Source organism: Candidatus Tisiphia endosymbiont of Beris chalybata (assembly GCF_964026555.1).
In the GTDB taxonomy this organism is placed as follows: Bacteria; Pseudomonadota; Alphaproteobacteria; order Rickettsiales; family Rickettsiaceae; genus Tisiphia.
This window is the reverse complement of record NZ_OZ032159.1, coordinates 887,431-912,958: the sequence shown is the minus strand read 5'-3', so window position 1 is coordinate 912,958 and position 25,528 is coordinate 887,431. Positions and strand designations below refer to the sequence as shown.

At 31.3% G+C, this 25,528-nt stretch carries 28 protein-coding genes and 2 pseudogenes; 9 read left to right on the top strand and 21 right to left on the bottom strand.

Features of this window, described 5'->3' with window-relative positions:
• Nucleotides 1-91 precede the first annotated feature (91 nt).
• Nucleotides 92-772 carry a Fic family protein gene (locus tag AAGD44_RS04390; RefSeq protein WP_341763553.1) on the bottom strand — a complete coding sequence of 227 codons (681 nt, stop codon included), beginning with the start codon at nt 770-772 and terminating at the stop codon, nt 92-94.
• Nucleotides 773-1,011: 239 nt separating this feature from the next.
• Between AAGD44_RS04390 and AAGD44_RS04385 the strand changes: the two genes are divergently transcribed.
• From AAGD44_RS04385 to AAGD44_RS04370, 4 genes are all read left to right on the top strand, one after another.
• Nucleotides 1,012-2,115 carry a Fic family protein gene (locus AAGD44_RS04385; RefSeq protein ID WP_341763552.1) on the top strand — a complete coding sequence of 368 codons (1,104 nt, stop codon included), beginning with the start codon at nt 1,012-1,014 and terminating at the stop codon, nt 2,113-2,115.
• A gap of 701 nt (nt 2,116-2,816) precedes the next feature.
• Nucleotides 2,817-3,143, top strand: coding sequence for a tyrosine-type recombinase/integrase (locus AAGD44_RS04380; RefSeq protein ID WP_341763551.1), 327 nt, complete (start codon nt 2,817-2,819; stop codon nt 3,141-3,143).
• A gap of 462 nt (nt 3,144-3,605) precedes the next feature.
• Nucleotides 3,606-5,267, top strand: coding sequence for a hypothetical protein (locus AAGD44_RS04375; RefSeq protein ID WP_341763550.1), 1,662 nt, complete (start codon nt 3,606-3,608; stop codon nt 5,265-5,267).
• A gap of 23 nt (nt 5,268-5,290) precedes the next feature.
• On the top strand, nt 5,291-5,803 hold the full coding sequence (locus AAGD44_RS04370) for a hypothetical protein (protein WP_341763549.1): 513 nt from the start codon (nt 5,291-5,293) through the stop codon (nt 5,801-5,803).
• A 72-nt stretch (nt 5,804-5,875) separates the two neighbouring features.
• On the opposite strand, the gene AAGD44_RS04365 is transcribed toward AAGD44_RS04370, so the two are convergent.
• The 4 genes from AAGD44_RS04365 to AAGD44_RS04350 all read right to left on the bottom strand — a co-directional run bounded on the left by AAGD44_RS04365 (nt 5,876) and on the right by AAGD44_RS04350 (nt 9,497).
• Nucleotides 5,876-6,661: an IS256 family transposase gene (locus AAGD44_RS04365; RefSeq protein ID WP_341763548.1), complete on the bottom strand. Its 786-nt coding sequence runs from the start codon at nt 6,659-6,661 to the stop codon at nt 5,876-5,878.
• Nucleotides 6,662-6,737: 76 nt separating this feature from the next.
• The gene (locus AAGD44_RS04360) at nt 6,738-7,235 is read right to left on the bottom strand and encodes an IS630 family transposase (protein WP_341763542.1); all 498 of its coding nucleotides are present in this window, start codon (nt 7,233-7,235) and stop codon (nt 6,738-6,740) included.
• A 4-nt stretch (nt 7,236-7,239) separates the two neighbouring features.
• The gene (locus AAGD44_RS04355) at nt 7,240-7,731 is read right to left on the bottom strand and encodes a helix-turn-helix domain-containing protein (RefSeq protein ID WP_341763541.1); all 492 of its coding nucleotides are present in this window, start codon (nt 7,729-7,731) and stop codon (nt 7,240-7,242) included.
• Nucleotides 7,732-8,102: 371 nt separating this feature from the next.
• On the bottom strand, nt 8,103-9,497 hold the full coding sequence (locus AAGD44_RS04350; RefSeq protein WP_341763547.1) for a DUF6880 family protein: 1,395 nt from the start codon (nt 9,495-9,497) through the stop codon (nt 8,103-8,105).
• A gap of 351 nt (nt 9,498-9,848) precedes the next feature.
• Between AAGD44_RS04350 and AAGD44_RS04345 the strand changes: the two genes are divergently transcribed.
• Nucleotides 9,849-10,064, top strand: a complete 216-nt coding sequence (locus tag AAGD44_RS04345) for a hypothetical protein (RefSeq protein WP_341763546.1) — start codon at nt 9,849-9,851, stop codon at nt 10,062-10,064.
• Nucleotides 10,065-10,302: 238 nt separating this feature from the next.
• Here the strand turns inward: AAGD44_RS04345 and AAGD44_RS04340 are convergent.
• The 3 genes and pseudogenes from AAGD44_RS04340 to AAGD44_RS04330 form a co-directional block, all read right to left on the bottom strand.
• A pseudogene (locus AAGD44_RS04340) lies at nt 10,303-11,190 on the bottom strand (aminoglycoside phosphotransferase family protein).
• 24 nt (nt 11,191-11,214) lie between these two features.
• Nucleotides 11,215-11,820: a recombinase family protein gene (locus tag AAGD44_RS04335; protein ID WP_341763545.1), complete on the bottom strand. Its 606-nt coding sequence runs from the start codon at nt 11,818-11,820 to the stop codon at nt 11,215-11,217.
• 112 nt (nt 11,821-11,932) lie between these two features.
• Nucleotides 11,933-12,685, bottom strand: a complete 753-nt coding sequence (locus tag AAGD44_RS04330) for an IS5 family transposase (protein WP_341763544.1) — start codon at nt 12,683-12,685, stop codon at nt 11,933-11,935.
• A 201-nt stretch (nt 12,686-12,886) separates the two neighbouring features.
• On the opposite strand from AAGD44_RS04330, the gene AAGD44_RS04325 reads away from it, so the two are divergent.
• Nucleotides 12,887-13,957 carry an ISAs1 family transposase gene (locus tag AAGD44_RS04325; RefSeq protein WP_341763543.1) on the top strand — a complete coding sequence of 357 codons (1,071 nt, stop codon included), beginning with the start codon at nt 12,887-12,889 and terminating at the stop codon, nt 13,955-13,957.
• On the opposite strand, the gene AAGD44_RS04320 is transcribed toward AAGD44_RS04325, so the two are convergent.
• From AAGD44_RS04320 to AAGD44_RS04310, 3 genes are all read right to left on the bottom strand, one after another.
• The gene (locus tag AAGD44_RS04320; protein WP_341763542.1) at nt 13,926-14,423 is read right to left on the bottom strand and encodes an IS630 family transposase; all 498 of its coding nucleotides are present in this window, start codon (nt 14,421-14,423) and stop codon (nt 13,926-13,928) included. The two genes, AAGD44_RS04325 and AAGD44_RS04320, sit on opposite strands and share 32 nt — an antisense overlap.
• 4 nt (nt 14,424-14,427) lie before the next feature.
• Nucleotides 14,428-14,919 carry a helix-turn-helix domain-containing protein gene (locus AAGD44_RS04315; RefSeq protein ID WP_341763541.1) on the bottom strand — a complete coding sequence of 164 codons (492 nt, stop codon included), beginning with the start codon at nt 14,917-14,919 and terminating at the stop codon, nt 14,428-14,430.
• 206 nt (nt 14,920-15,125) lie between these two features.
• On the bottom strand, nt 15,126-16,109 hold the full coding sequence (locus tag AAGD44_RS04310) for an IS982 family transposase (RefSeq protein WP_341763540.1): 984 nt from the start codon (nt 16,107-16,109) through the stop codon (nt 15,126-15,128).
• A gap of 24 nt (nt 16,110-16,133) precedes the next feature.
• Between AAGD44_RS04310 and AAGD44_RS04305 the strand changes: the two genes are divergently transcribed.
• The 3 genes from AAGD44_RS04305 to AAGD44_RS04295 all read left to right on the top strand — a co-directional run bounded on the left by AAGD44_RS04305 (nt 16,134) and on the right by AAGD44_RS04295 (nt 18,331).
• Entirely contained in the window at nt 16,134-17,018 is an 885-nt protein-coding gene (locus tag AAGD44_RS04305; protein WP_341763539.1) for an IS982 family transposase, read from the top strand.
• A 236-nt stretch (nt 17,019-17,254) separates the two neighbouring features.
• Entirely contained in the window at nt 17,255-18,145 is an 891-nt protein-coding gene (locus AAGD44_RS04300) for an IS982 family transposase (protein ID WP_341763461.1), read from the top strand.
• Nucleotides 18,146-18,184: 39 nt separating this feature from the next.
• Nucleotides 18,185-18,331: a hypothetical protein gene (locus AAGD44_RS04295; RefSeq protein WP_341763538.1), complete on the top strand. Its 147-nt coding sequence runs from the start codon at nt 18,185-18,187 to the stop codon at nt 18,329-18,331.
• On the opposite strand, the gene AAGD44_RS04290 is transcribed toward AAGD44_RS04295, so the two are convergent.
• From AAGD44_RS04290 to AAGD44_RS04245, 10 genes and pseudogenes are all read right to left on the bottom strand, one after another.
• Nucleotides 18,312-19,079, bottom strand: a complete 768-nt coding sequence (locus AAGD44_RS04290) for a tetratricopeptide repeat protein (RefSeq protein ID WP_341763537.1) — start codon at nt 19,077-19,079, stop codon at nt 18,312-18,314. The two genes, AAGD44_RS04295 and AAGD44_RS04290, sit on opposite strands and share 20 nt — an antisense overlap.
• 30 nt (nt 19,080-19,109) lie before the next feature.
• Nucleotides 19,110-20,285: a hypothetical protein gene (locus AAGD44_RS04285; RefSeq protein ID WP_341763536.1), complete on the bottom strand. Its 1,176-nt coding sequence runs from the start codon at nt 20,283-20,285 to the stop codon at nt 19,110-19,112.
• Nucleotides 20,286-20,383: 98 nt separating this feature from the next.
• Nucleotides 20,384-21,505, bottom strand: coding sequence for an ISAs1 family transposase (locus tag AAGD44_RS04280; protein ID WP_341763535.1), 1,122 nt, complete (start codon nt 21,503-21,505; stop codon nt 20,384-20,386).
• 51 nt (nt 21,506-21,556) lie between these two features.
• Complete coding sequence (locus tag AAGD44_RS04275) at nt 21,557-21,772, bottom strand: ankyrin repeat domain-containing protein (protein ID WP_341763534.1); 216 nt, start codon at nt 21,770-21,772, stop codon at nt 21,557-21,559.
• Between the two features lie 17 nt (nt 21,773-21,789).
• A complete protein-coding gene (locus tag AAGD44_RS04270; RefSeq protein ID WP_341763533.1) occupies nt 21,790-22,236 on the bottom strand; it encodes a hypothetical protein in 447 nt (148 codons plus the stop codon).
• A 98-nt stretch (nt 22,237-22,334) separates the two neighbouring features.
• On the bottom strand, nt 22,335-22,664 hold the full coding sequence (locus tag AAGD44_RS04265; protein ID WP_341763532.1) for a hypothetical protein: 330 nt from the start codon (nt 22,662-22,664) through the stop codon (nt 22,335-22,337).
• A 260-nt stretch (nt 22,665-22,924) separates the two neighbouring features.
• Nucleotides 22,925-23,275 (bottom strand): annotated as a pseudogene (locus AAGD44_RS04260) (Tn3 family transposase); the annotation flags it as partial.
• 356 nt (nt 23,276-23,631) lie between these two features.
• Complete coding sequence (locus AAGD44_RS04255) at nt 23,632-23,904, bottom strand: hypothetical protein (protein WP_341763531.1); 273 nt, start codon at nt 23,902-23,904, stop codon at nt 23,632-23,634.
• Nucleotides 23,905-23,921: 17 nt separating this feature from the next.
• Nucleotides 23,922-24,173, bottom strand: a complete 252-nt coding sequence (locus AAGD44_RS04250) for a CopG family antitoxin (RefSeq protein WP_341763530.1) — start codon at nt 24,171-24,173, stop codon at nt 23,922-23,924.
• 549 nt (nt 24,174-24,722) lie between these two features.
• Nucleotides 24,723-25,022: a helix-turn-helix transcriptional regulator gene (locus AAGD44_RS04245; RefSeq protein ID WP_341763529.1), complete on the bottom strand. Its 300-nt coding sequence runs from the start codon at nt 25,020-25,022 to the stop codon at nt 24,723-24,725.
• Between the last annotated feature and the right edge of the window lie 506 nt (nt 25,023-25,528).

The window sequence follows — 25,528 nt, the reverse complement described above, 5'->3', positions numbered from 1 at the left end:
ACTAATCGTATAATAAGTTATGCCCAAAATAAAAGAAATTGAAGATTTGATAAAGTACTAAAAAATCTTAATAAATCAGAATGTACATTAACTAATTATTAAGTTTTTTAATTAACTTATAGCGGGTTGCTTTACCTTGTCCTAAACGGCTTAGTCGTTTCAAGTCAACTAATTTCTTAATAATAGACTCAACTGTACGTTCAGGGAAACCTAAAGCAGTTACAGCGTCCTTACGGCTAAATTCAACAATTACTTTGTTATTTATCCAATTCCATAATTCTAATTGTTTTTCAGAAAGTAAATATTCTATATTATCTCCTTCTATAATCTTGAGAGCTTGATTACTTTGAGATTTTACAATGTTGAGAAAAAACATAAGCCAAGGCGTTATGTCTTCTGAGTTGGTTTTCCAAGTAGATTGAGTTTTGTTGAGTGCCAAGTAGTAATCAATTTTGCTAGCTTCAATACTACGTTCGTGAGAGGCTACTTGAGTAAAATGATACCCTTGTTGTAAAAGCATTAAGTTGGTAAGAAGTCTGCTAGTTCTACCATTTCCATCTTGAAATGGATGAATTGCCAAATATTCAAAAACAAAGTTAGCAATTAAGATTAAAGGATGTTTTATTTTATTTGTTATTGCCCAATTATACCAATCTATTAGCTCCAACATTGGGTAAAATGACAAGTAGGGGCCAAATCCGACATTAAGAGAGGTTTTTTGGCAAATTTTATGTATTTTTCTAAAAATTATCTTACAAATTTCTAATCGCATAACTATTATTATACGAATAGAAAACCTTTGTATATTAGGACTTGTTAAGCTTTTACTAAGAATGTATCTATAACAAAACTAATCGTATAATAATTTATTTACAATGAATTCTTATGCTATATTAAAATTTAATAATTCATCAATGTTTATATTTTCATTTGCAACTAAATTTCTAAAATGATCAAAGATCTCTTGACTTTATTCACACGATATCACATAATCTCACATATAACGTGTGTATGATTAATATGATTTGGCAAGAATATCGAGTTCAAGCAAGATTAAATTTTAAACCTGAAGCTATTGAGAGTATTTATAGTATCATATCAGAAATCGATGGAGTGAAAAATACCTGGCATATTACAGATAGATTGTTGCCTCAAACCATAGAACGTTTGACACGTTCTGTAATTGTTACCTCTACAGGTTCATCTAACCGTATTGAAGGTAACCGTTTAACCGATATTGAAGTTGAGAACTTATATAAAAACTTAGGAGTCAAAAAATTTAAAACTCGCGATGAGCAAGAAATAGTTGGTTACTTACAATGTCTAGAATTAGTTTTTAGCAATTATAATGATGTGCCTATAAGTGAATCTTCAATTCTTAAATTGCATCATGATATGTTAATTCATAGTCATAAAGATATAAGACATAGAGGTAATTACAAATTTGGTACTAACCGTGTTGAAGCAAAAGATCAAGCTGGCAATATCGTAGGTATAATATTTAAGCCTACACCACCCTATTTAGTTAAAAAAGAAATGTTGGAGCTAATAGATTGGTATAATTGGGCAATAACAAATAAAATAAAACATCCTTTAATCTTAATTGCTAACTTTGTTTTTGAATATTTGGCAATTCATCCATTTCAAGATGGAAATGGTAGAACTAGCAGACTTCTTACCAACTTAATGCTTTTACAACAAGGGTATTATTTTACTCAAGTAGCCTCTCACGAGCGTAGTATTGAAGCTAGTAAGATTGATTACTACTTGGCACTCAACAAAACTCAATCTACTTGGAAAACCAACTCAGAAGATATAACCCCTTGGCTTATGTTTTTTCTCAATATTGTAAAATCTCAAAGTAATCAAGCTCTCAAGATTATAGAAGGAGATAATATAGAATATTTACTTTCTGAAAAACAATTAGAATTATGGAATTGGATAAATAACAAAGCAATTGTTGAATTTAGCCGTAAGGACGCTGTAACTGCTTTAGGTTTCCCTGAACGTACAGTTGAGTCTATTATTAAGAAATTAGTTGACTTGAAACGACTAAGCCGTTTAGGACAAGGTAAAGCAACCCGCTATAAGTTAATTAAAAAACTTAATAATTAGTTAATGTACATTCTGATTTATTAAGATTTTTTAGTACTTTATCAAATCTTCAATTTCTTTTATTTTGGGCATAACTTATTATACGATTAGTTTTTATATAGATAATTTACTATAAAAATACCATTTATACGATCAATTTGGTGATATCACAACGTATAATAATAGTTATACGATCAAATTATCCTAAGATAATTTTACCAAATTACCTAAAATATTGCCACAATACACTCCCTAATGTTGGATCTGGTCCCTACTTGTCATTTCACCCAAAGATATAATCAGGATATTAGAAAATATCTAGGGTATCGTCAAGCAAATACTGAGTGATAAGGCAAGTGTAGGCCTAATCTGACATGAAGTAGGATTATTTGTTTGTCTACCAACTTCAAAATTATTTAGGATAAATTGATCGGATAAATTGTCACCTGTAGGAATAAATTGCTTTTTTTTGCATAATTGAATTGCACTTATAGGTGTAATTTAGACATTGCCAATGACTAAACATTTTCTTGCAGTTCGTATTCGGCCCCTAAATGCGAACAACCATTGTTAGTCATAAGATTTATAAAATTATCCCAAAGCAGATAAATACTTGTCTTGCTTAGTAGTAACTTCTTTGCTATCTATTAATAATAAAGTGAACTATATTCATACTTTTTTAGTAAAAGCGAACTGTTCTAAAATAACAAGCAAAAAATTATATGACTTATCAATATGTTAGAGAACCATTAACAATAGAAGAAGCAGATAGGTTATCTAATATCTGTAAGACAACTGAGGAAAAGCTAATAATTTGGACCCTATTAGATACAGGTCTCAGGGTATCTGAGTTATGCGCTCTTACCTCTCAAAATGTCCTTTGGCAACAAAAAGCTCTGCAGATTAAGGGTAAAGGTGGCCCTTATGGTAAGAAATCAAAGATTAGAGTTGTGCCAATGTCCAGGAGAATACAGCCATTGCTAGAACATTACTTTGCTATTAATTCATTAATTTTGTATATATTATACTTACTTGTACCAATATCTTAAAATATAACTATTTTGCAGGGGTCTTAAATAGCTAAAAATTGGCACTTAAATTGAATGGTTCTGATACTTATATTTTATTTTGCAGAATTGTGTTATCTGGTTATATATCTAAACAATATAAAAAAAAGATTAATAAATTTAAATTAAATTGCAAAATTTATTGCTTTCTAAAAATAACACCTTATAATTAAAACAGGTTTTGTATTTTTACTGTTTGTACTTATACAAAAATGCTACTTAGTTTGTACTAAAGTTAGTATAAACTAAGATAATAATTAAATATTGTCTTGTATCATCTTACTAATTTAGTATTAGAATGAAACTCCTGAAAATATTAGGATTTTTACCGCATTTTTTAACAAAAGTGTTAGTTTGCTATTTGATAGATATAACTCATAATTATAAGTTGTAATTACAAAAACCGTAGCAGTTTTTATTTATGATAGAAAGGGAGTATTTTTGATGGAAGAATTAAATGATCCTGGATTTTCTCAAGTAAAAAAATCTAAAATTCATGGTTTTTTAAATGCTGTAACAGGAGTGAGCATGAGTGATAAAGTGCTTATAGATGTGGTTCTTGACGCTGAGGAAGGTAATAAGATAGTAATATTAGGTCGTCCTCCAGTTTCAGGAAGCTATAAAAAGCAAATGCGCCATGTTACGCCATATTCTCTTGTAGAACTTTTTATAAAGTCAAAGGTACAGAATGAGGATATCCTAGAATCTGATTTAATAAAGCAGTTGGCAGAGCCTATGAAGACATTTGTATCTGATCAATCTGGGCTATGCCTTAATCGTACAGAGTATAATGATCTTAAGGAAAAATTGCAACTTACTCAAGATTTCTATCACGTCACGATGAAAAATGTAAGAGGAGGGGCAAACAAATATTTAATAAATGACGAAAGAATAATTGAGAGAATAGAGGAAGACAATATCTTTGATGAACGTCAGGTAGAACAATACAGAGCAAATTATGTAAGAAGTATGGGTAAGTTTATTGATTACTCTATAGATTCACTGCAAGAAGCAATCCAGGATGAAAATACAATAAGCATTGCCTATGAAGCTGTGGGTAGATTAATGTTGACCCTATTTAATCAGAGGCTTTATACTTCCTTTCCTGAAGAAGGAAATACTTTGATTAATGAAATTCGTTACTACTCTACAGCAGCGAAAGCTAAGGATTCTAGGGGGCAAGAATTTGAGATATTAACTCATGATGAGGCGGCAAAACTTGCAGAAGAAGGTAAATTACAGACTGAAAAAAGACAAGATCCAAAGGTAAGAATTGTACCAAATGAAGGTAATAGAGTTAAAAAAGTTATAGATGCGTTAAAGATGCTAGATAAGATTATATTTCTAATAAATGATAGAGATGATGATGTTGAGATACAGCCAAAAATTAAAGAATATAATGAAAAATATAATACTGAAATAAAGATTAAAGAATTAGCAGAGGAATTGGAGGATAGCTATAATGAAGATATTTCTTTGCAATCTATAAAGTTATATATAGAGCGACAAGAAGAAGCATTGGATCATATTAGGTATCATATAACAAAGCACTTATATGCTACATTTGAGTTTAAGCCTTTAGAAGCAAAGGTATTGGTACCAGCTAATGAATCAGAAAAAAATCAAGCTGTAAACTTAATTAATGTGTTTCCTTCTGCAGAGGGAATTAGAAAAGCAGCTTACCATATTAAAAATGGATCAGAGTATAGGAAAGATCAGGTAAATAGCGCTATAGGTTATAATGATAAAATAGTGTTTCGTGAAGAAGATTTAAATCCATCTTTGCTAGCTAAGAAAGTTGTAGATCATGCTTATCTATCTATATTGCCCTTTAGTTCATTTCAGGAAGGGTTTAGAGAAGCTAATAATGAGGATTATATAAGTGACAACTACGCTTTGGATATATTAAAAACTTTTTCTGTATTAGCTATCAAAGATTATGGCATGGAAGGCGAAGAACAACAAATTTTTATAAATACTCGTAATCAAGAAGCAGATAAAATAGGAATCTTTCATAGTGATATTGCTGCTGATCGTTCATTGTTCTTTACTAGTGGAGAAGTCGAGGAAGCTCAGTTATACGGTGTAGATATTGATTTTAATTAAAAAAGTAATGGAGGGATTGAATTATGAGAAGAAGAGAAATGCTAGAATATCAATCAGCAAGGGATCACCTTACTGAATTTTTAGCTGATTCAATTAGAGAAAATAGGTTAGATAGGGTTGTAAATTGGGTTCAGACGAGATTTTATGATAAAAATCCTGCGATTAGTCAAGAAAGAAAGAGCGCTTTCTTTGAAGCTGAGAAACTTGTTTTAGCTGGGTTTCTTGGAAGGGGTAAAATAGAAGAGTTTAAGAAATTACTTGGAGTATTTGATGAGTTTAATAAACGTACCCCAAAATTAAAAGAATTGGAATTTAAAGTATTAACTGATGCTTTGAAAGACGCTCAGAAGTTTGTTATAGGTAATAAGGAATACCAAGACGTTATTAGCAATATTATCCTTACTTCATATAATGATTTACGTGAAAATCAAGAATTTAAAGAAAGATTTGAGGAAGTAGATAATTTATTAGGTGTAAATTCATTAAGTGATACTAGCTCAATAGATGTAGCAGGTTCTAGTGCTTCATTTGTATAGTATGGGGATTTCCCAAAATTGAGAAAAGCCCCGGAGTCTTTCCAGTTAAGTGTGTAAATTTTTTCAAAGGCCTTAAATTCTTTCTTCAAATTTGATTAAAAAATGAGCCATGGCTGCATTCCAATTTTGGATAGGCATGGACCATTTTTTGGTCATATAATCAATTGCCAAGTATAGGGTCTTAAAAACAGAGTTATCATTTGGAAAAACCCGTTTATTTTTAGTAACTTTACGTAATTGACTATTGACAGATTCCACACTATTAGTTGTATAAATTACCTTCCTGATTGCTTCGGGATACCCTAGAAAAACCATTAAATTGTCCCAATGAGCATACCATGATTTAGCAATTTGTGGATATTGTTTATTCCATTTACCTTCAAAAAATTCTAAAGCAAGATGTGCTTCTTCTTCTGTGCTAGCTGTATAAATAGGCTTTAAATCAGCTACCAATTCTTTTCGGTCTTTATATGATACATATTTTAAACTATTTCTAATCTGATGTACAATACATAATTGATGTTCGGTTTTTGGAAATACGGCTTCTATTGCCTCAGACATACCGGTTAAATTATCACTGCAAGCAATTAACATGTCTTGCATACCTCTATTTTTCATCTCAGTAAAATTACTAAGCCAAAATTTTGCCCCTTCATTCTCACTGATCCACAATCCTAAAACATCCTTTCGCCCCTGTAAATCGATACCTAATGCTACATATACAGACTTATTGATAATACGTTTATCTTGACGTACTTTCACTACTAAACAATCAAAAAATACTATTGCATACACTCTATCTAAAGGACGACTTTGCCATAGCTTCACATCTTCAATGAAAATGGTAAAGCTAATCAAGAAATAATTGATTTTTTATCTCAAAAATGGAAAATACATAAACAAAACATACAAATTATGTAATACCATTTCCCTATTATAAATAGATATATGAACAATTACATATAGATTTTATAGTTTCTATTGAAATAGATTGAATAAATTCAATTACAGCATCTTCAAGTTTAGTTAAACAATCGTAAACTTTATTTTTTAATACCGAATCTTTTAAATGTTGCCACAACCTCTCTACAGGATTTAACTCTGGACTATATGGTGGTAAGTACATAATCTCAATATTAGCTGGTATTGTAAGACCTTTATGCCATCCAGCTCCATCCATCACTAGTATAACTTTTGTAGTTATATGTTTCGCAAATTCATTAAGAAAAACTTGCATACAGGCCTTATCAACATTCGGAATAATTAAACTAAAAGAGTCTCCATCTCTATGATTTGTAGCAGAATAAAGATAAAATGATTTAAATCCCAGCTTTGTAGGAACTGGAGTCCTACTGCCTTTTTCAAACCATCCTAAACCATGTTTTGTATTGGTCCCAAACCTAGTCTCATCAAAAAAATAAATAGGTACCATAGGATTATCTTGGTGTACTTGTTGTAGATTTTTTTTTGAATTCTTCTTGAGAAGATGTGTCAGCTTTGTAATGCCTCTTTCTACCAGTAATATGCCTAAACCCAAGTGCCCCTAGCATTCTATGTATACTAGATTTTTCTATATCTATATCAAATTTTTCTTTTATCACTATCTTTAATTTCTTAATCGTAATACTACTGTCTCTCTTTATCAAAGTTTTAATCTCATCTTTTTGAGCAGTATTTAATTTTGATCTAGAAGGCTTTGCTATGTTCTTGAGACCATCAATGCCTTGATCTCGAAATAGAGCAACCCATCTATGTAGCGAAGATCTGTTGATATCATAAACTTCCGCTACTTTCTTAATACCATGCTTACTCGATGCTAGTATGGCTTTTAATCTTGTTACTACAACACCATTCTTCCCTCCGTTATTCAAAGCTTCCCTTGCTTTTAATACTAATTCGTCATTTATCATTTTTGATACTTTAGGCATTTCCTTGTTACTTCCTATTATTTCATTATTACCTAGCTTTATATCATAAATTACTCATTCTATCAATCTAATATCTCTGCTTATAATGGGGAAATGGTATTAGGTTATAATTCAAATATAAAATTAATAGTAATTAAAAATATTGACTCAGCATTATTAGATTCATATTTACAACAATATAAAATTAATTAACTTCAATCAACACATGATTCGGCTCAACCATTTAAAATTATTTTAGGAAATATCACTAATTAGATGATACATCAGTATATTGATTAACAAGAAAGCAATAAATGATGGTCGGTGTTTAATCGATCTTACTTTATACCATTGTAGCTTATAGATGAAAGGTGTTTAGTTTATAAATTACTTTAATCATTATTCTTACTAGCTATTTTAGCGTCTTTGGCTATTTGTTTATTTAATGCTGAGGCGTATTCAGGCCAAAAACTAGTTTTTCTTTTATGTTGTTTTGATATTTCCTCAAAATAAAGCTGATGGTTTTGGTATTTATGCCAATCAGTGATTTGAGAGCTTAAATTATGACATGTAGCTAAATCTTTAGCAGCATAATTGTAATATTTAGATTTAGCTCCTACTAAAACAGGCTCTATCATTTTACGATATAGTAATGTTGATGCTAGTGGATCAACTTTGCATAAAATATCTGCTATAGGACGTAGAGTATAATAATTACTGCCATCTAGAACATCAATTTTCAGTAGTACTAATTTTGCTGCTTGTTCAAATTCTTGTATTTCTTTTAGAAAGATAAGAGCGATATGAGGATTGGGAAAATCTAAAGCTTTTTGGATAGCAGTTTTTTGAAACGATTCTATAAAATCTACTTCAGCATGTTTCAAGATTTCACTATAAACTTTAGGACTTAAAGTAGTTTCAAACCAATTTAGTCTTTCTGCTTGTGCTGCCTTATAATTACCGCATAAATCTAGAGCTTGTATTTTTAAAGCTTGTTTATCTTGATACCAGCTATGAGCTACCGGAAGATCTATAGAATCTAGCCACTCAATTGCTTCTATACCACGCCAATGCTTGATAAGGCGTTTCGCGATTTCTAAATGATCATGGGCATGTGGTTTACCAGTGAAAGAACAAGCTTCTATATAAGCATCTACATCATTTTGGCAATCAGCTATCTGTTCCAGTCCGATTTTGATTGTCGTAGTGTTTTTTTGATTAACAGATTTTTCTAGTTTTTGTTTTAATAGACTTAATCCATTATCCTTGAGCACATCCTTAAAATGCCAGATAATATTATCATAAACAGCATAGTCATTATTCATGAAACGATCATAAACTAAATTTACTACATCATCTAAGGTATTAGTAGTGTGTTCATAGGCTTTACCTAAATCAGCGCAAGCTTGTTGAAAGGCATCTCCGACTGTGCCATTACTATCATCAACTCGATTTAAAGTATTTTGGTGAATATCTAGAAAATTTAACAGTAACTCAATAGCTTGATCAGGAGATTTAGGTAATAAGTCTTCCATAATATGAATACGCACTTGATTCACCTGATCAGCAAGAGCATCAGATTCATAGTAATCAACAAATCTACTGGATCTTTTTAAAGATGCTATTTCTTTTTTAATCATCGAAATAATTTTTTTAGGATCTGAATCAAAGCCAGCAAAAATTATCTCTAATTGCTTTTGAAGGTCTGGTCTATTCTTATGCAGCGATAGAATAATTTCTGCTAATTTTTCTGCTCCAATGTTTATTAACTGTTCTTTGGTAAACATAACAATATTTTTAATCTATTATAATAGCTTTATTAGTAATATAGCATGGCATTTTACTAGAGTAAATTTAACACAAAATTAGCCACTTATGAATCTTAGAATAGTTTAGTTATAGATTTTATCATTCAGTCAAAGCTTTCTTTCCTCCAAGTAATATTACTAAACGTTTTTCTCTATATAATGCATGTATAATATATTTTTAACTGTAAAATTTACCTATACCCAAACAAAATCATTGCAGAGATCTCTTTAATAAGAATTAAAATTTTAATTAAATAAGATTGCAAATTAAGTATATATAATATATTTTCACCATCTATTTTAAAATAATTACAATTAAAGGATTTTTATATGATTAACTGGGAAGCTGATAACAAATCTACACCTCCTCAAACTTTTTTGCAAAAAATCCTTTTAGCGCTAACATGCATATCCCCTAATTCTTTCTTAGAAGAAAATACAGTACAAATTGTTATAAAGAAAGCTCTAGATAACCAAGAAAAGGAATTAACTCAAATTTCTGGAGAGAATTCAAGCTCAATTATTGATAACGAACTTACTAATTGACATAATCATTTAACCGTAAGCGTTATAAGTGCAGGCTTTGTTTAGTAGGTTAAATTTTCTTCTGATTTGGATGGAACTAACTTCTTTTTATGGGCCTCGTTAGGACAATTCAATCCTGTGAAAGTGAATTCATTCCATCCAAAACGACTATTACCCACAAAACCGCCTACTAAAATTATTTTGTTTAACACATGAAGATAATAATAACATTAAAATAAGAGTTGTAATAACATTATGCCTATAAACCAACACAAACCTCCTCGATGATTCTTTTTTGTAATAATGATTCTACAATATTTTGATCTAGTATCTGACATAATTCAAACGATGCTTTCCAAAGAGCCCAAGCTTTAGCGCGCAGCCAGGTATCTTCATCCAAATTTACTTCCTTAATAAATATTTTACGTGCCCTCCCTTTTAAAAAGGTCCATGCTATAATAAGATCACAAGCTGGGTCACCGCATGCCATACCGCCAAAATCAATAATGGCAAATAACTTACCATTTTGGATTAGCATATTGCCTACTGCAAAATCACCATGAATCCATACAGGGCTTTTACTTCATTTGGTTTTACAAGCAATCTCCCATAACTGCATTGCTTTATTACTATCTATAATATTTGAGAGTTTTATAATTTGTTCTCTAGTATCTTTGTCATAAATGCTTACATGGTTGCCGCGTCACCAATTATGTTGACCTGGCTGAGGTGCTTTAACCTCATTAATTGCTTGTAATTCTTTTAGAAATTTGGCTAAATCAAAAGCTAGCTGTTCCAAATCCTTATTATTGAGAGTTAGAAGATTAATACTTGTACCCGGAAGATAGTTGTAAATAAAAAATGGATACGGATAATCTGTTGAAGGCACGCCCATTTTTATTGGGGTTGGAATATTGACATTTAAGTGTGGTGCTAGCTTTGGTAATAATTCTTGTTCTTTGGATACGTTTAATGCATAGGATTCGTTAGTTGGCATACGGATCAGCATATCGTTACCTAAACAATAAGTACGATTATCATGACCTTGCTTTTTAACTGAGATAATAGGCAAATGGGCATATTCTGGGAATTGCTTATCTATGAGTGTGCGTGCAAGGTTAGGAGTGATATCAAGATTATTTACCATATAAGAAATATTAAATTTTTAAATTTAATCATTTGATAGTCTTCTGCGATTAAGCCATTCATATAAGGTAGAAGGGGAGCATTCAATTAGTTTAGAGATAGCTCTTTTATTAATTCCTTTTTTTAAGTATTTGAGTATCTCATCTCGGCAGTTATCAAGTTTGAGTAATTGTGCTTGGCCTTTAGGCCTACCAAGTTTTATTCCGTCTTGTTTAAGCTTTGCTAAAGCTTCTTTAGTTCTACTGGAAATAAATTCTCTCTCTATTTGAGCAGCGAGTCCTAAAATTGTAGCAGTTATTGTAGATTGGATAGAACCATCTATGACAATATGATTTTTAGTTATATGTACGGATATTTCTTTTTTTGTAGCAGCTTCCAATATTTCAAGGACTTGCAGAGTTGATCTTCCAAGCCTAGAAATCTCAGCTACTATAATTAAGTCACCTTTTATTGCTTTTTCTAAAATGTTGCCAATAGCTCGTTCTTTCCAAGAGATTTTGCCACTTGCTGTATCTTCGATAAATTTTACTGGATTGATATTATGGTTGTTGCAATATTCTAGCAAGCCAAACTTCTGATTTTTAATATCTTGTTGGTCTTGAGAGATTCTAAGATATGCGAAATTGGTCATAAATTTGGTTTTGTTTGATAAAAACTATATTTTAGATTAAATTGGATGATAGTTGTTTGAATTTAACTATAATAAATATACGATAATTGTCTAGGTTGTGTTGACAAAAAATTTAACGTAACCAAATTAAAGTTCCTGCAAAATTTAGGAAAGCTAAGAAGGTGTCGGGAATTTTATCAAACCTAGAGAATATGCGTCTAAAATGTTTAATTTTACTGAAAAAACATTCTATTAAATGTCGTTCTTTATAAATATGTTTATCGTATTCACGTTGTACTTTACGGTTACATTTCGGCGGAATAACAACCTTACAACCCTTATTCTCTAAGCTTTTTACAAAGGCACTACTATCATACCCCTTATCTGCTATCAAGGTAATATCGTGGATATCTTTGGTAAGATTTTCAGCTTGAGTAATATCGTTCCTCTGCCCAGCAGTCAGAATAAACTTCAAAGGATTACCAAGCGCATCAACTTTAGTATGAATTTTAGTACTAAAACCACCTTTACTTCTACCTAAGGCTGCTTGCTCTTGATTGCCTTTGTGATACCCAGATGAACAAGCATGTGCTCTGACAATAGTCGCATCGATTATAGTTGATTCCATATCTGCATCCCTTGTTACATAATCCATTAATGCTTCCCATATACCCTGTTCTACCCATCTCTTAAATCTACGATAAATACTGTACCAATATCCATAATATTCAGGTAAAAGGCGCCATTGACATCCGCTCCTGGTTACAAACCATATCGCCTCAATAAATTTCCTTAAGCTAGCTTCATCATGGCTATGTATTCCTTTAGTTTGTTTTAAAAATGTTATAATTACTTCCCATACTCGTTCATTTATGTAATACTTCATTGTGGTGGTTTCTTTGTTTCAATGACTGAAAACTACCACTTAGTATTATTATTGCAATCCTCTATCTCTTATACCTCAACCTTATTTTTTTTGTCAACACAACCTAGGGGTTTTACCAGGGCTGCCTCATATAAAAAATTATATAAGTAATATTGAATAAAAATTATTATAGTAGTGGTTACAAATAAGTGAGTGGTAACCATGAGAGAAGAAGAATTACGAGAAAGTTTTGAAGACTTTATTAATGGAATAAATGATCATAGAGTTGATAGGAATAAGCTTCATAGTGTGGAGGAGATTTTATTTTTGACTTTAACTGCAATTATTTGTGGAGCAGAAGGTTGGCGAGATATTGAACGATTTGGCAGGTTAAAATTAGAATTTTTACGTACGGTGTTTCCATATGCTAATGGAATTCCTTCTGACGATACGTTACGACGTTTTTTTCGAGTACTTGATCCTAAAACATTCAGCACATGCTTTACCGTTTGGGCAAGTAGCTTAAAACTTCCAAGTAGCACACATATAGCTATAGATGGGAAAGTGTCTCGTCATACATTCGATGGTGATAAGAATCCATTACATATGGTATCAGCTTTTGCTAGTGAATGTCGAACAGTGTTAGCACAAGAGAAAGTATCTGATAAAAGTAATGAAATTACAGCAATACCTAAATTACTTGGTATTCTAGACATAAAAGGAGCTATTGTTACCATTGATGCTATGGGCTGTCAAAGAGAGATTGCCCAAGCAATTATCGATAAAGAAGCAGATTACATACTATCATTAAAAGGTAATCAAGGAAATTTACACCAAGATATTAAGTTAGTATTTGCAGATAAAGAGTTGCTGAATGAATTGTCAGTTGATATCAATCAAACAACTGACGGAAGTGAGCATGGACGTATTGAAGAACGGATTTATCGAGCTGTTACTATGCCACAAGAATTACAGGAGCAACATAATTGGCCGGAGCTTAAGACAATTATAGAGGTTATAAGTAAACGAGAAATAAAAGGAGTTTTATCTGAAGAAACAAGATATTACATTAGCTCTTTAGAGCAAGAAGCAGTAAAAATCGGTATGGCAATCCGATCTCATTGGGCTATTGAGAATAGTGTGCACTGGATTTTGGATGTTAGTTTTAGAGATGATGATTCACGTATTAGAAAAGGTAATGCTCCTCAAAATATAGCTATTATTAAACACATGGCATTGAATGTATTATACCATTTCCCTATTATAAATAGATATATGAACAATTACATATAGATTTTATAGTTTCTATTGAAATAGATTGAATAAATTCAATTACAGCATCTTCAAGTTTAGTTAAACAATCGTAAACTTTATTTTTTAATACCGAATCTTTTAAATGTTGCCACAACCTCTCTACAGGATTTAACTCTGGACTATATGGTGGTAAGTACATAATCTCAATATTAGCTGGTATTGTAAGACCTTTATGCCATCCAGCTCCATCCATCACTAGTATAACTTTTGTAGTTATATGTTTCGCAAATTCATTAAGAAAAACTTGCATACAGGCCTTATCAACATTCGGAATAATTAAACTAAAAGAGTCTCCATCTCTATGATTTGTAGCAGAATAAAGATAAAATGATTTAAATCCCAGCTTTGTAGGAACTGGAGTCCTACTGCCTTTTTCAAACCATCCTAAACCATGTTTTGTATTGGTCCCAAACCTAGTCTCATCAAAAAAATAAATAGGTACCATAGGATTATCTTGGTGTACTTGTTGTAGATTTTTTTTTGAATTCTTCTTGAGAAGATGTGTCAGCTTTGTAATGCCTCTTTCTACCAGTAATATGCCTAAACCCAAGTGCCCCTAGCATTCTATGTATACTAGATTTTTCTATATCTATATCAAATTTTTCTTTTATCACTATCTTTAATTTCTTAATCGTAATACTACTGTCTCTCTTTATCAAAGTTTTAATCTCATCTTTTTGAGCAGTATTTAATTTTGATCTAGAAGGCTTTGCTATGTTCTTGAGACCATCAATGCCTTGATCTCGAAATAGAGCAACCCATCTATGTAGCGAAGATCTGTTGATATCATAAACTTCCGCTACTTTCTTAATACCATGCTTACTCGATGCTAGTATGGCTTTTAATCTTGTTACTACAACACCATTCTTCCCTCCGTTATTCAAAGCTTCCCTTGCTTTTAATACTAATTCGTCATTTATCATTTTTGATACTTTAGGCATTTCCTTGTTACTTCCTATTATTTCATTATTACCTAGCTTTATATCATAAATTACTCATTCTATCAATCTAATATCTCTGCTTATAATGGGGAAATGGTATTACAGAAGGCTAAGCAAAAAAGGGATTCTATCAAGCAGCTTAGAAAAGCAGCTGGTTGGGATAATAATCAACTACTCACTATCTTAACGCCATGTTCGACTTTTTTTTAGCAGGTAACTAATTTTTCGAGTTGTGTTGGCACAAGTTTTAAAGACTTTGTCAAAAATGTAGCAATAGTATGAGCAAGTAATTTTCTAGCGATGCGAGATTGTAGATGCCAGTAACTCTTAACTCTGATAGCATTAATAGCAAAACGTTCTGTAAGCTGACCAATAACAGTTTCAATTAAACGACGAGTAGCAGTAATCCATTTAAGGAAATTCTTGGATCTATTATCCTTCATATTCTTTTTTAAAGGTGTTTGTAAATCAATGTTTTTGGTGGCCAACTCATCTTTTAAATCCTGACCAAGATAGCCTTTATCGCCCAGTACCATGCCACTAATATTAGGAGACATTACTTGCAGAGCTTCACGTTCAGACCCATTAGCAGGAGTTATCATGAATCCAGCTATTCGACCTTCTTCATTAATTAATACGTGTCCTAGAAAACCGTAATAATAGCTATCTTTCGAAGCGCAGTACCCATAGTCAGCGTATTCCTTAAAACATCGCCCTCTCGTTGCTCGGGCCAAATTTATTACAGGAATCGGTACCCCATCTATCATATGCAGATCTGATTTGCTTGCACTCTTAAACAAGTCGGCAAGCAGCATGTTCTTAATAGATAAAAGACCGCTACATTGCTTCACATAAGACGGTCTACTCTTTAGATTGGGAAACCATTCTTGAAAATGACGTTTAAAATATTCCCATATCTGCTTGTCTTGGTGCAAACCGATAAATTCTCCCACCACTTCCATTGTTAATGCTTCCACGTCACTTAAGCAAGGTGGAAATCCTGCTTTCCTTACTTTGATATTTTTGGTTATTATAGTCATTTTTTCTTCTATGAAACAATACACAGTAATGATAAACTCTTCTAACGTTAATTCTGGATAAGGGGAATATGGGAGGATAATAGATAATAAACGCCATGTTCGACTTTTTTTTAAGATTGACAAAAGAATAGGATAGCCTAATAAGGTCATAGTTCAATTATCGAGAAAGAAGCTATGACCCTAGAAGAGTTTATCATTACTGTGTATTGTTTCATAGAAGAAAAAATGACTATAATAACCAAAAATATCAAAGTAAGGAAAGCAGGATTTCCACCTTGCTTAAGTGACGTGGAAGCATTAACAATGGAAGTGGTGGGAGAATTTATCGGTTTGCACCAAGACAAGCAGATATGGGAATATTTTAAACGTCATTTTCAAGAATGGTTTCCCAATCTAAAGAGTAGACCGTCTTATGTGAAGCAATGTAGCGGTCTTTTATCTATTAAGAACATGCTGCTTGCCGACTTGTTTAAGAGTGCAAGCAAATCAGATCTGCATATGATAGATGGGGTACCGATTCCTGTAATAAATTTGGCCCGAGCAACGAGAGGGCGATGTTTTAAGGAATACGCTGACTATGGGTACTGCGCTTCGAAAGATAGCTATTATTACGGTTTTCTAGGACACGTATTAATTAATGAAGAAGGTCGAATAGCTGGATTCATGATAACTCCTGCTAATGGGTCTGAACGTGAAGCTCTGCAAGTAATGTCTCCTAATATTAGTGGCATGGTACTGGGCGATAAAGGCTATCTTGGTCAGGATTTAAAAGATGAGTTGGCCACCAAAAACATTGATTTACAAACACCTTTAAAAAAGAATATGAAGGATAATAGATCCAAGAATTTCCTTAAATGGATTACTGCTACTCGTCGTTTAATTGAAACTGTTATTGGTCAGCTTACAGAACGTTTTGCTATTAATGCTATCAGAGTTAAGAGTTACTGGCATCTACAATCTCGCATCGCTAGAAAATTACTTGCTCATACTATTGCTACATTTTTGACAAAGTCTTTAAAACTTGTGCCAACACAACTCGAAAAATTAGTTACCTGCTAAAAAAAAGTCGAACATGGCGTTAAGATAGTCATTTTTTCTTCTATGAAACAATACACAGTAATGATAAACTCTTCTAGGGTCATAGCTTCTTTCTCGATAATTGAACTATGACCTTATTAGTCTATCCTATTCTTTTGTCAATCTTAAAAAAAAGTCGAACATGGCGTATAATAAGGATTGCCAAGGGAGGCAACCTACAGTATTGAAGTTTTTGAACAAAAAAACAAACTGTAGGCATGAAGAAAGATATCACAGAATTATATAGTTTTATAGATGATTTTTGTAAAATTTATCTTGAATATGAAAAGAGCAAATTATTACCATCCAATAAGCAGAGAGATCGCGCTTGTAATATGAGTTTAAGCGAAATGTTAACAATAATAATTATGTTTCATACATCGCATGCTAAGAACTTTAAATTTTTCTATAAAACTTACGTCGAATATTTACATAAGAACGACTTCCCTAGCGCCCTAAGCTATAACAGATTTGTTGCTTTAATGCCGCGATTATTCATGCCCTTAAATATGTTGATTCATTTATTATTTGGGCAAGAAACAGGTATTTATTTTATTGACTCTACAACAATTAAAGCTTGTCACAATAAACGACGCTATAGTAATAAAGTTTTTAAAGGATTAGCCAAACATAGTAAATCCTCTATGGGATATTTTTATGGCTTTAAATTACATTTAATAATTAATAACCAAGGAGAAATTATGGCATTAAAAGTGACTAATGGTAATGTAGATGATAGAGTTCCGGTAGCGCAATTAACTAAAGGATTAACTGGCATTATGGCCGCTGACAAGGGATATATCAAGCAAAATTTGTTTTTAAATTTATATGAAAGAGGCTTAAAAATGATTCATGGAATTAAGAAAAATATGGCGAATAAATTAATGGATTTAAAGGAAAAAATCTTGCTTCGAAAACGAAACTTAATTGAAACAGTTTTTGATTTTTTAAAAAATAAAATGAATCTTGAACATACAAGACATAGATCTCCTATTAATGCTTTTGTTCATATTCTTTCTACCCTAGTTGCTTATTCTCTAAAAAAAACTAAACCTTCCACAAAACTTGACTTTAATCTATATATTCATAACTCTCTTATCCAGAATTAACGTTTCTAGGGTCATAGCTTCTTTCTCGATAATTGAACTATGACCTTATTAGGCTATCCTATTCTTTTGTCAATCTTAAAAAAAAGTCGAACATGGCGTTATTATAGCGATTTTAGCCATTTTCTTAAGGCTACACGCGCGGTTAATCTATTAGTAGATAAAAAATTTACTTTGACAACGATTTAGCTTTATTAAATAATTCTGTAGCGTCCTTAGATTTTCCAAGTTTTTGTAATACTTGACCTTTTTCTTGATAACTTTCAGTAAGTTCAGGTTTGTATTGTATAGCCAGGTCAAAATTTTCTATAGCTTCTTGGTATCTTCCTAACTTTATTAAAGATATACCCTTGTTATAATATGTCGGTGCATCATTAGGTTGGTATTTAATTGCTAAATTATAATTTTCTATAGCTTCTTGATATTGCCCTAACCTTTCAAAAGCTACTCCCTTGTTGTGATAGGCATTTGAATAATCAGGTTGGTATTTTATAGCTATGTTATAATTTTCTATAGCTGCATGTTGTTTTCCTAATTCTGATAAAGCATGTCCTTTTTCTAAATAGCTTTCCACATAATTAGGTTGATATTTAATAGCGAGATCAAAATTCTCTATAGCTTTTTGATATTTTTCTAAGTGTAATAAACAACATCCTCTTTCCAAGTAGCTTTCTGCATAATCATGTTTATGTTTAATGGCTAGGTCAAAATTTTCTATGGCATCTTGATATTTTTTAAATCTTTTAAAAGCTATTCCTTTATCATAATAGGATTTTGCAGCAGTGAGATCAGAATCGTTAGTTAAATCCTGATCTTGGATATTTTGTTGCAGTCTATGTTTGTTAGTAACCTCTTGGTTTAAAGATTCTTTGGCGGTTACAATTGTTATATTAAATAATAGCAATGACAGGATAGTTACAACTAACTTTTTTATCATACTCATAAATTACTTTTTATTTTTAAAATATTAATTTTTATTATCCTTGTTATTGCTTAAAGGCAAAGTAATATTTTGCTTTTTGATAGCATCTGTATTTAACCTCATATTATCCACTACTCGTCCCGCAGTTCTAACAATTGTTGAATTGCTGGTTTGATCAAATTGCTCTTTTAATTTGTTACTATCATCCTTGATATCAACAGTCGTAATTTCAAGATCTACTGCTTTCTCTCTTTCTGAGCTGGACAATTGATTGTCAAGTATTTCATCTACATTTTGACTATACAATTTTTTGCCTTTATTTAAATCAGATTTTACTGATTCGGCTAATGCTTTTGATGCACCTGTGCTATCTGTCACAGTAGCTTGCTCTTGTAATCTATTATTTGATTCTAGATAGTTGGTTTTCAGGTCCTCTTGTGTTGTCATTGGTGTATTGTTAATGATAGAATCAATTGACTGTAGATCTTTAACTTGAGGGTGACTATCGTTCCAATTACTTTGGGGTAATGGTTTATTTATACCAACTACTTCTTGTGCTATGTTCATAGCTTCATGACTGTGGTGGCTTGCCCATCTAGCTGCTTGTTCCTTGCTGGTTACTCCTGGGATATTTCGAGCAATAATTGCTTGTAAAACTGGTTCATTCATGTTGCGGTCAATAGTAGCGGAGTTACTCTCAACATAGTTTCTTTGGTTGGATAATTGTTGCATTGTTTGCGTTGTTTTAGCTATTTCTCTACTAACTGATTGTTGTTCATTCCAGGTACTAATTAAATCTTGGCCTAATGATCTAACTTCATCATTGCTAGTACTAATCCGATTATCTCTTTGAGCTGATTTTACTTTTTCTAAAGCATCATTATAGGCTTTTTGTTTGCTTGCTGATGTATCATAGGCTTCAGTTTTACTATTATTAGCACCTACTCCTCCACCTGCATTAACAACTCCTAAATTTAACCCTAAACTTGCATTAGTACTAGTAGAGGTTTCTTTTCTTTCACTACTACCGTAATTTTCGTTAAGAGATTGCCCTTGTAAAATAGATTCTTTGATCGCTTGATTTTCACTAAATGAAAAACCTTTAATCATTGAATCACTTTGGGCCCATTTTAAGGTCAGACTCTCGGATTGTCTTTGTTCTTGAGAATTAAGTTCACTCGATCTATTAGTTAATGACCCCATTTTACTTTGCGCAGTCATAAACTGGCTTTGAAGACTATCTGACCAAAGCTGAGAGGAACGAAAATTAGTTACCAGCGAGTCAACAGATTCAGTAATAAACTGCAGGGCTGCCGCACTTAAATATACTGTAAGATAGTGAGTAGTTGATTATTATCCCAACCAGCTGCTTTTCTAAGCTGCTTGATAGAATCCCTTTTTTGCTTAGCCTTCTGTAATACATTCAATGCCATGTGTTTAATAATAGCTATATTTTGAGGAGCATTACCTTTTCTAATACGTGAATCATCATCTCTAAAACTAACATCCAAAATCCAGTGCACACTATTCTCAATAGCCCAATGAGATCGGATTGCCATACCGATTTTTACTGCTTCTTGCTCTAAAGAGCTAATGTAATATCTTGTTTCTTCAGATAAAACTCCTTTTATTTCTCGTTTACTTATAACCTCTATAATTGTCTTAAGCTCCGGCCAATTATGTTGCTCCTGTAATTCTTGTGGCATAGTAACAGCTCGATAAATCCGTTCTTCAATACGTCCATGCTCACTTCCGTCAGTTGTTTGATTGATATCAACTGACAATTCATTCAGCAACTCTTTATCTGCAAATACTAACTTAATATCTTGGTGTAAATTTCCTTGATTACCTTTTAATGATAATATGTAATCTGCTTCTTTATCGATAATTGCTTGGGCAATCTCTCTTTGACAGCCCATAGCATCAATGGTAACAATAGCTCCTTTTATGTCTAGAATACCAAGTAATTTAGGTATTGCTGTAATTTCATTACTTTTATCAGATACTTTCTCTTGTGCTAACACTGTTCGACATTCACTAGCAAAAGCTGATACCATATGTAATGGATTCTTATCACCATCGAATGTATGACGAGACACTTTCCCATCTATAGCTATATGTGTGCTACTTGGAAGTTTTAAGCTACTTGCCCAAACGGTAAAGCATGTGCTGAATGTTTTAGGATCAAGTACTCGAAAAAAACGTCGTAACGTATCGTCAGAAGGAATTCCATTAGCATATGGAAACACCGTACGTAAAAATTCTAATTTTAACCTGCCAAATCGTTCAATATCTCGCCAACCTTCTGCTCCACAAATAATTGCAGTTAAAGTCAAAAATAAAATCTCCTCCACACTATGAAGCTTATTCCTATCAACTCTATGATCATTTATTCCATTAATAAAGTCTTCAAAACTTTCTCGTAATTCTTCTTCTCTCATGGTTACCACTCACTTATTTGTAACCACTACTATAATAATTTTTATTCAATATTACTTATATAATTTTTTATATGAGGCAGCCCTGGGGGTTTTACCATCTTTATTTTTAATAGTTGCCGATTTAGGGTTGATTGTAAGTATTGCTTCTATTATTTCAATGCCTTTTTCAGCATCTTTAGGATGTGCTGCTATATGCAGAGTAGTTTCACTGAAATTATTTTTAATTTCAGTAGATTTAGGATCTTCCTTAAGTATTGCTTGTACCATTTCAACATTTTCTTATTTTATATACTAATACTTTTTTTCAGTTTTTTATGTGCTAGCTTAGAGTTATCTCGCTTTTGGATATAATCGGTGAAGGATCTAGCAAGTTTTTGGTGCTCTTTGGAGTTGTCTTTTTCATTAAACTTAAATGTAATTAATTGATCATTATCTGTATTAATTACTGCTTTAATTAATTTTCCTTGATTTTCTATATCCCAGTAAGAATTTACTTGTTGTACTAATACATTTAAAGCAAATAATAAATTATTGTTGTTTTGTTTTATTTTCTCTCTATCTTTAAACATTTGCTCTATAAGAAGAGAATGCTTCTTCTCTTTTTGTTCTAATATACGTTGATTTTCTAAACGTTGTTCTTCATGACCTAATATCCAATCAAATAGAGTTTGACACTTTTTTGTTTCATCTGGCGTTATAGTATCTGTTGTTAGCTCTTTAAGTTTAAACATAATTCACCCCATTAGTAGATTATATTATAAAATACTAAATTTATATTAGTATTTTTATATTAGGGTGAAAAATGCTTGTTGAGCAAGTAATTTTAGAATTATCTTGTTCTTTGAGAGGAACTTATTTTTGATTGCATTTTTTCTTTTAATTGTGCTTGTAAATTTTTGTCATACGAAGACTTATTATACTCTTTCGGGTTTGTCTCTATTCGATCTTTATATAATTTGACTTGCTGCTGTAATTCCTCTAATTCTTGACATTTATTACTTCTTATTGTCAATTCTTCCTTATATCTTTTAAGATTATTTATATTATCCTTCATAGCTTGAGCAGGATCAGTTATTATATTGGTGTGATGTTCGGGATCTTTATTAGCAGATTTACCATATTTACCTAAAGTACAAATATTTAGTAATTTATAAACCAATTTTCTTAGTGTTGCTAAAAAGTTATTTGAGTCTTCAGGGTTAGAATTAATCTCCTTAACCTTATGCCCATCAATATGTGATTTCTCTTGAGACGTTGATAATAACCCTACAATATTTTCTAGTACTTTCTTTTCTTGTCTTAAGATTTCGTTAATATCCTTATTTTGTTTTTTTGCTTCCCTAATCTTTGCTTCATTTGCTACAATATGGGGTTAATTGCCCATCCCCGCTAAAAGGTACATTAAGGAATATTTTTTTATTAACTTTCCTCTTCGTCTAGCAAGGTTTGCTCTTGATGATCTAAAATACCATCCACTAAACTTTCACTCTTAATGAGTTTATTTAAATTACTAAAACTAATATTAGAAGAATTTTTGTTAAACTCGTACTTCCCATGCAAATTCACATTATTCCAAGATGCAGGACTTATCCTCTTCAAAGCATTGATCTGATTTATGTTATTTTCTTTTAGTTTTTGTAAATAAAATTGAGATAGAATATAGCTGTTATAGTACAGAATAATATTGCAAATCAAACGGCCACACTCTTTAAATATGAGTTGATCATTTTCAGTTTTAGCTATGATCTTACCGCCATTAGCTGTAGCGGCTTGCTTTCGAAATGAGGTTGGCTTGCTTTCATCTGGGGTAAGCGGCTCAAATTAAATGACTTTAAAAATACGGTTTGGCTCGATTTAATTGACGCTCAAAATTTCCTGGCTCACATTAAATGATTCTATATTTTCCTTTGGCTCACTTTATTTGACTTTATCCACTGGTGCAATATTGACTGAATTTGGATTTTTAAATAATAATTCTTTAACTATTTTGTAATTTATATAGGTAAATGATTAGATAAAAACGTTCGTTTTTTTAATAATGTAAATTCAAATAAAATCATTGCTCTTTCTATAAGAACTATTATAAAAATATACTAATAATTAGGTTTTTTTCTAATTAAGGCTTTTTAACCTAGAAATTTCTCTCTTGCTTTTCGGCTTGGAAAAAGTGTTTTAAGAAAAATAGTTTCTTCATCTTCTGTTATGTAAGGTACAGCATATACTTCACTTACTATCCTTACATATAAAATATTTTGATTTGGATATTGCTCGTGATTAGGATGCTTTGTTATATCTAATAGATTACCATCTGCTATTGCTTGAATTATTTCTTCAAAACCTATTCCTCTTTTTAGTAATAATTTTGAATTTTTTTCATAATTGTATCTAAATTTAATCAACTTAAACTACCTAAAGACTATAATTTTGTAGCTTCTTTATGAATTAGCATATTAATATATGTTTGATATGCTAATCCAAGCTTTGAAGCTTTAATTTTTATAGCTTCAATGTCCTGTTCAGCTACTCTTATCGTAATGGGATGTTTTTTCTTTAAATGCATTTTAGCAGAAGTTTGAAATAAGCCAAAATAATCTTGGCTTTTAATACTAAGCTGTTTTTCAAAATTGCTTTCTATTTCCTGTTCATATTCGTCTAATTTATAGCTCATAGTTTTTCATATTTATATTTAGTATATTGTACATATAATATACATACTCTGTCAATACATCATGTGTATATTTACTATTTTAAGAAATACCATAATTTTTATTATAAAAAAACGAACGTTTTTATCTAATCATTTACCTATATAAATTACAAAATAGTTAAAGAATTATTATTTAAAAATCCAAATTCAGTCAATATTGCACCAGTGGATAAAGTCAAATAAAGTGAGCCAGAGGAAAATATAGAATCATTTAATGTGAGCCAGGAAATTTTGAGCGTCAATTAAATCGAGCCAAACCGTATTTTTAAAGTCAGTTAATTTTTGACTGTCAGATATATATTCAAGATACAATATCTTATGACCATAATTTTTTATTAATCGTACTACTCTTTGTAGAGTTTGTGGTAGTACAATCATATCTTATACCAAGTTGCGATTTTTAGGTTAGGTATTATCCAATTAAAACCTTCATTATTAATTCTTATAGACTGATTATACTAACTATCTTATAAATCGCAACTTAGTATTAATTGTCCTTAGTAAAATTAATTAAGTATCATTTGATATTTTAGAATTAAGTGGAGGGAGGGTGATTACGGCATTTAGACCTTTATAGAAATAGTCAATTTTACCTCCTATTAAAGCCTCAGCTATTAATTTTAGAATTTCGACAGGTATTGTTTTAGTAGCGGACTCATATTTTTCCAAGTCTATAATAGATATATTTATCATTTGGGTTAGTTGTGCTCTTGAACATTTATGATAGAATCTTAAAGCCCTGATTCTTAAAGCAATAAATCTATCAATAGCTTGTAATAATTCTTTGGAAAATAGGTCATCATAAATCATATAGATATAACAGTTTGGTTAGAATATTTTAGCATAAATAGCAATAAAGTAAACTACTAATAGATAATCTAATATTAACTTAAACTTATTATTTAATGGATGCTGTATATTTATGTTATTATAAGTATAGCCTTGTATCTTACTTCAGCTAACTTTGTTTCTACTGCTAAGACTAGTGTAATTTGGAATTATAGAGTCATGATGTTTCTTTCTCACCATGAATATTTGATGAAAGGGTATTGAATTTCTAATCTCGAATGTAGATGATGATCTAAATGGAAATAAAGAAGGGGGGTAGCAATAACCAGAATCTATTATATACTTTATGTAAATTAAGGAACAAAAGCAGTAAAAATACTACAAGTAATTAACTTAATGCGTATGTTTTTTTGGGGAGACTTAGGTATAATTATAACCGCGAGTTTTTCTACGTTTAGTGATGTTTTGAATTACAAGGTCAATATCTTCCTGGGTATTACAAGGAATAACTTTATAGCCAGCACCTT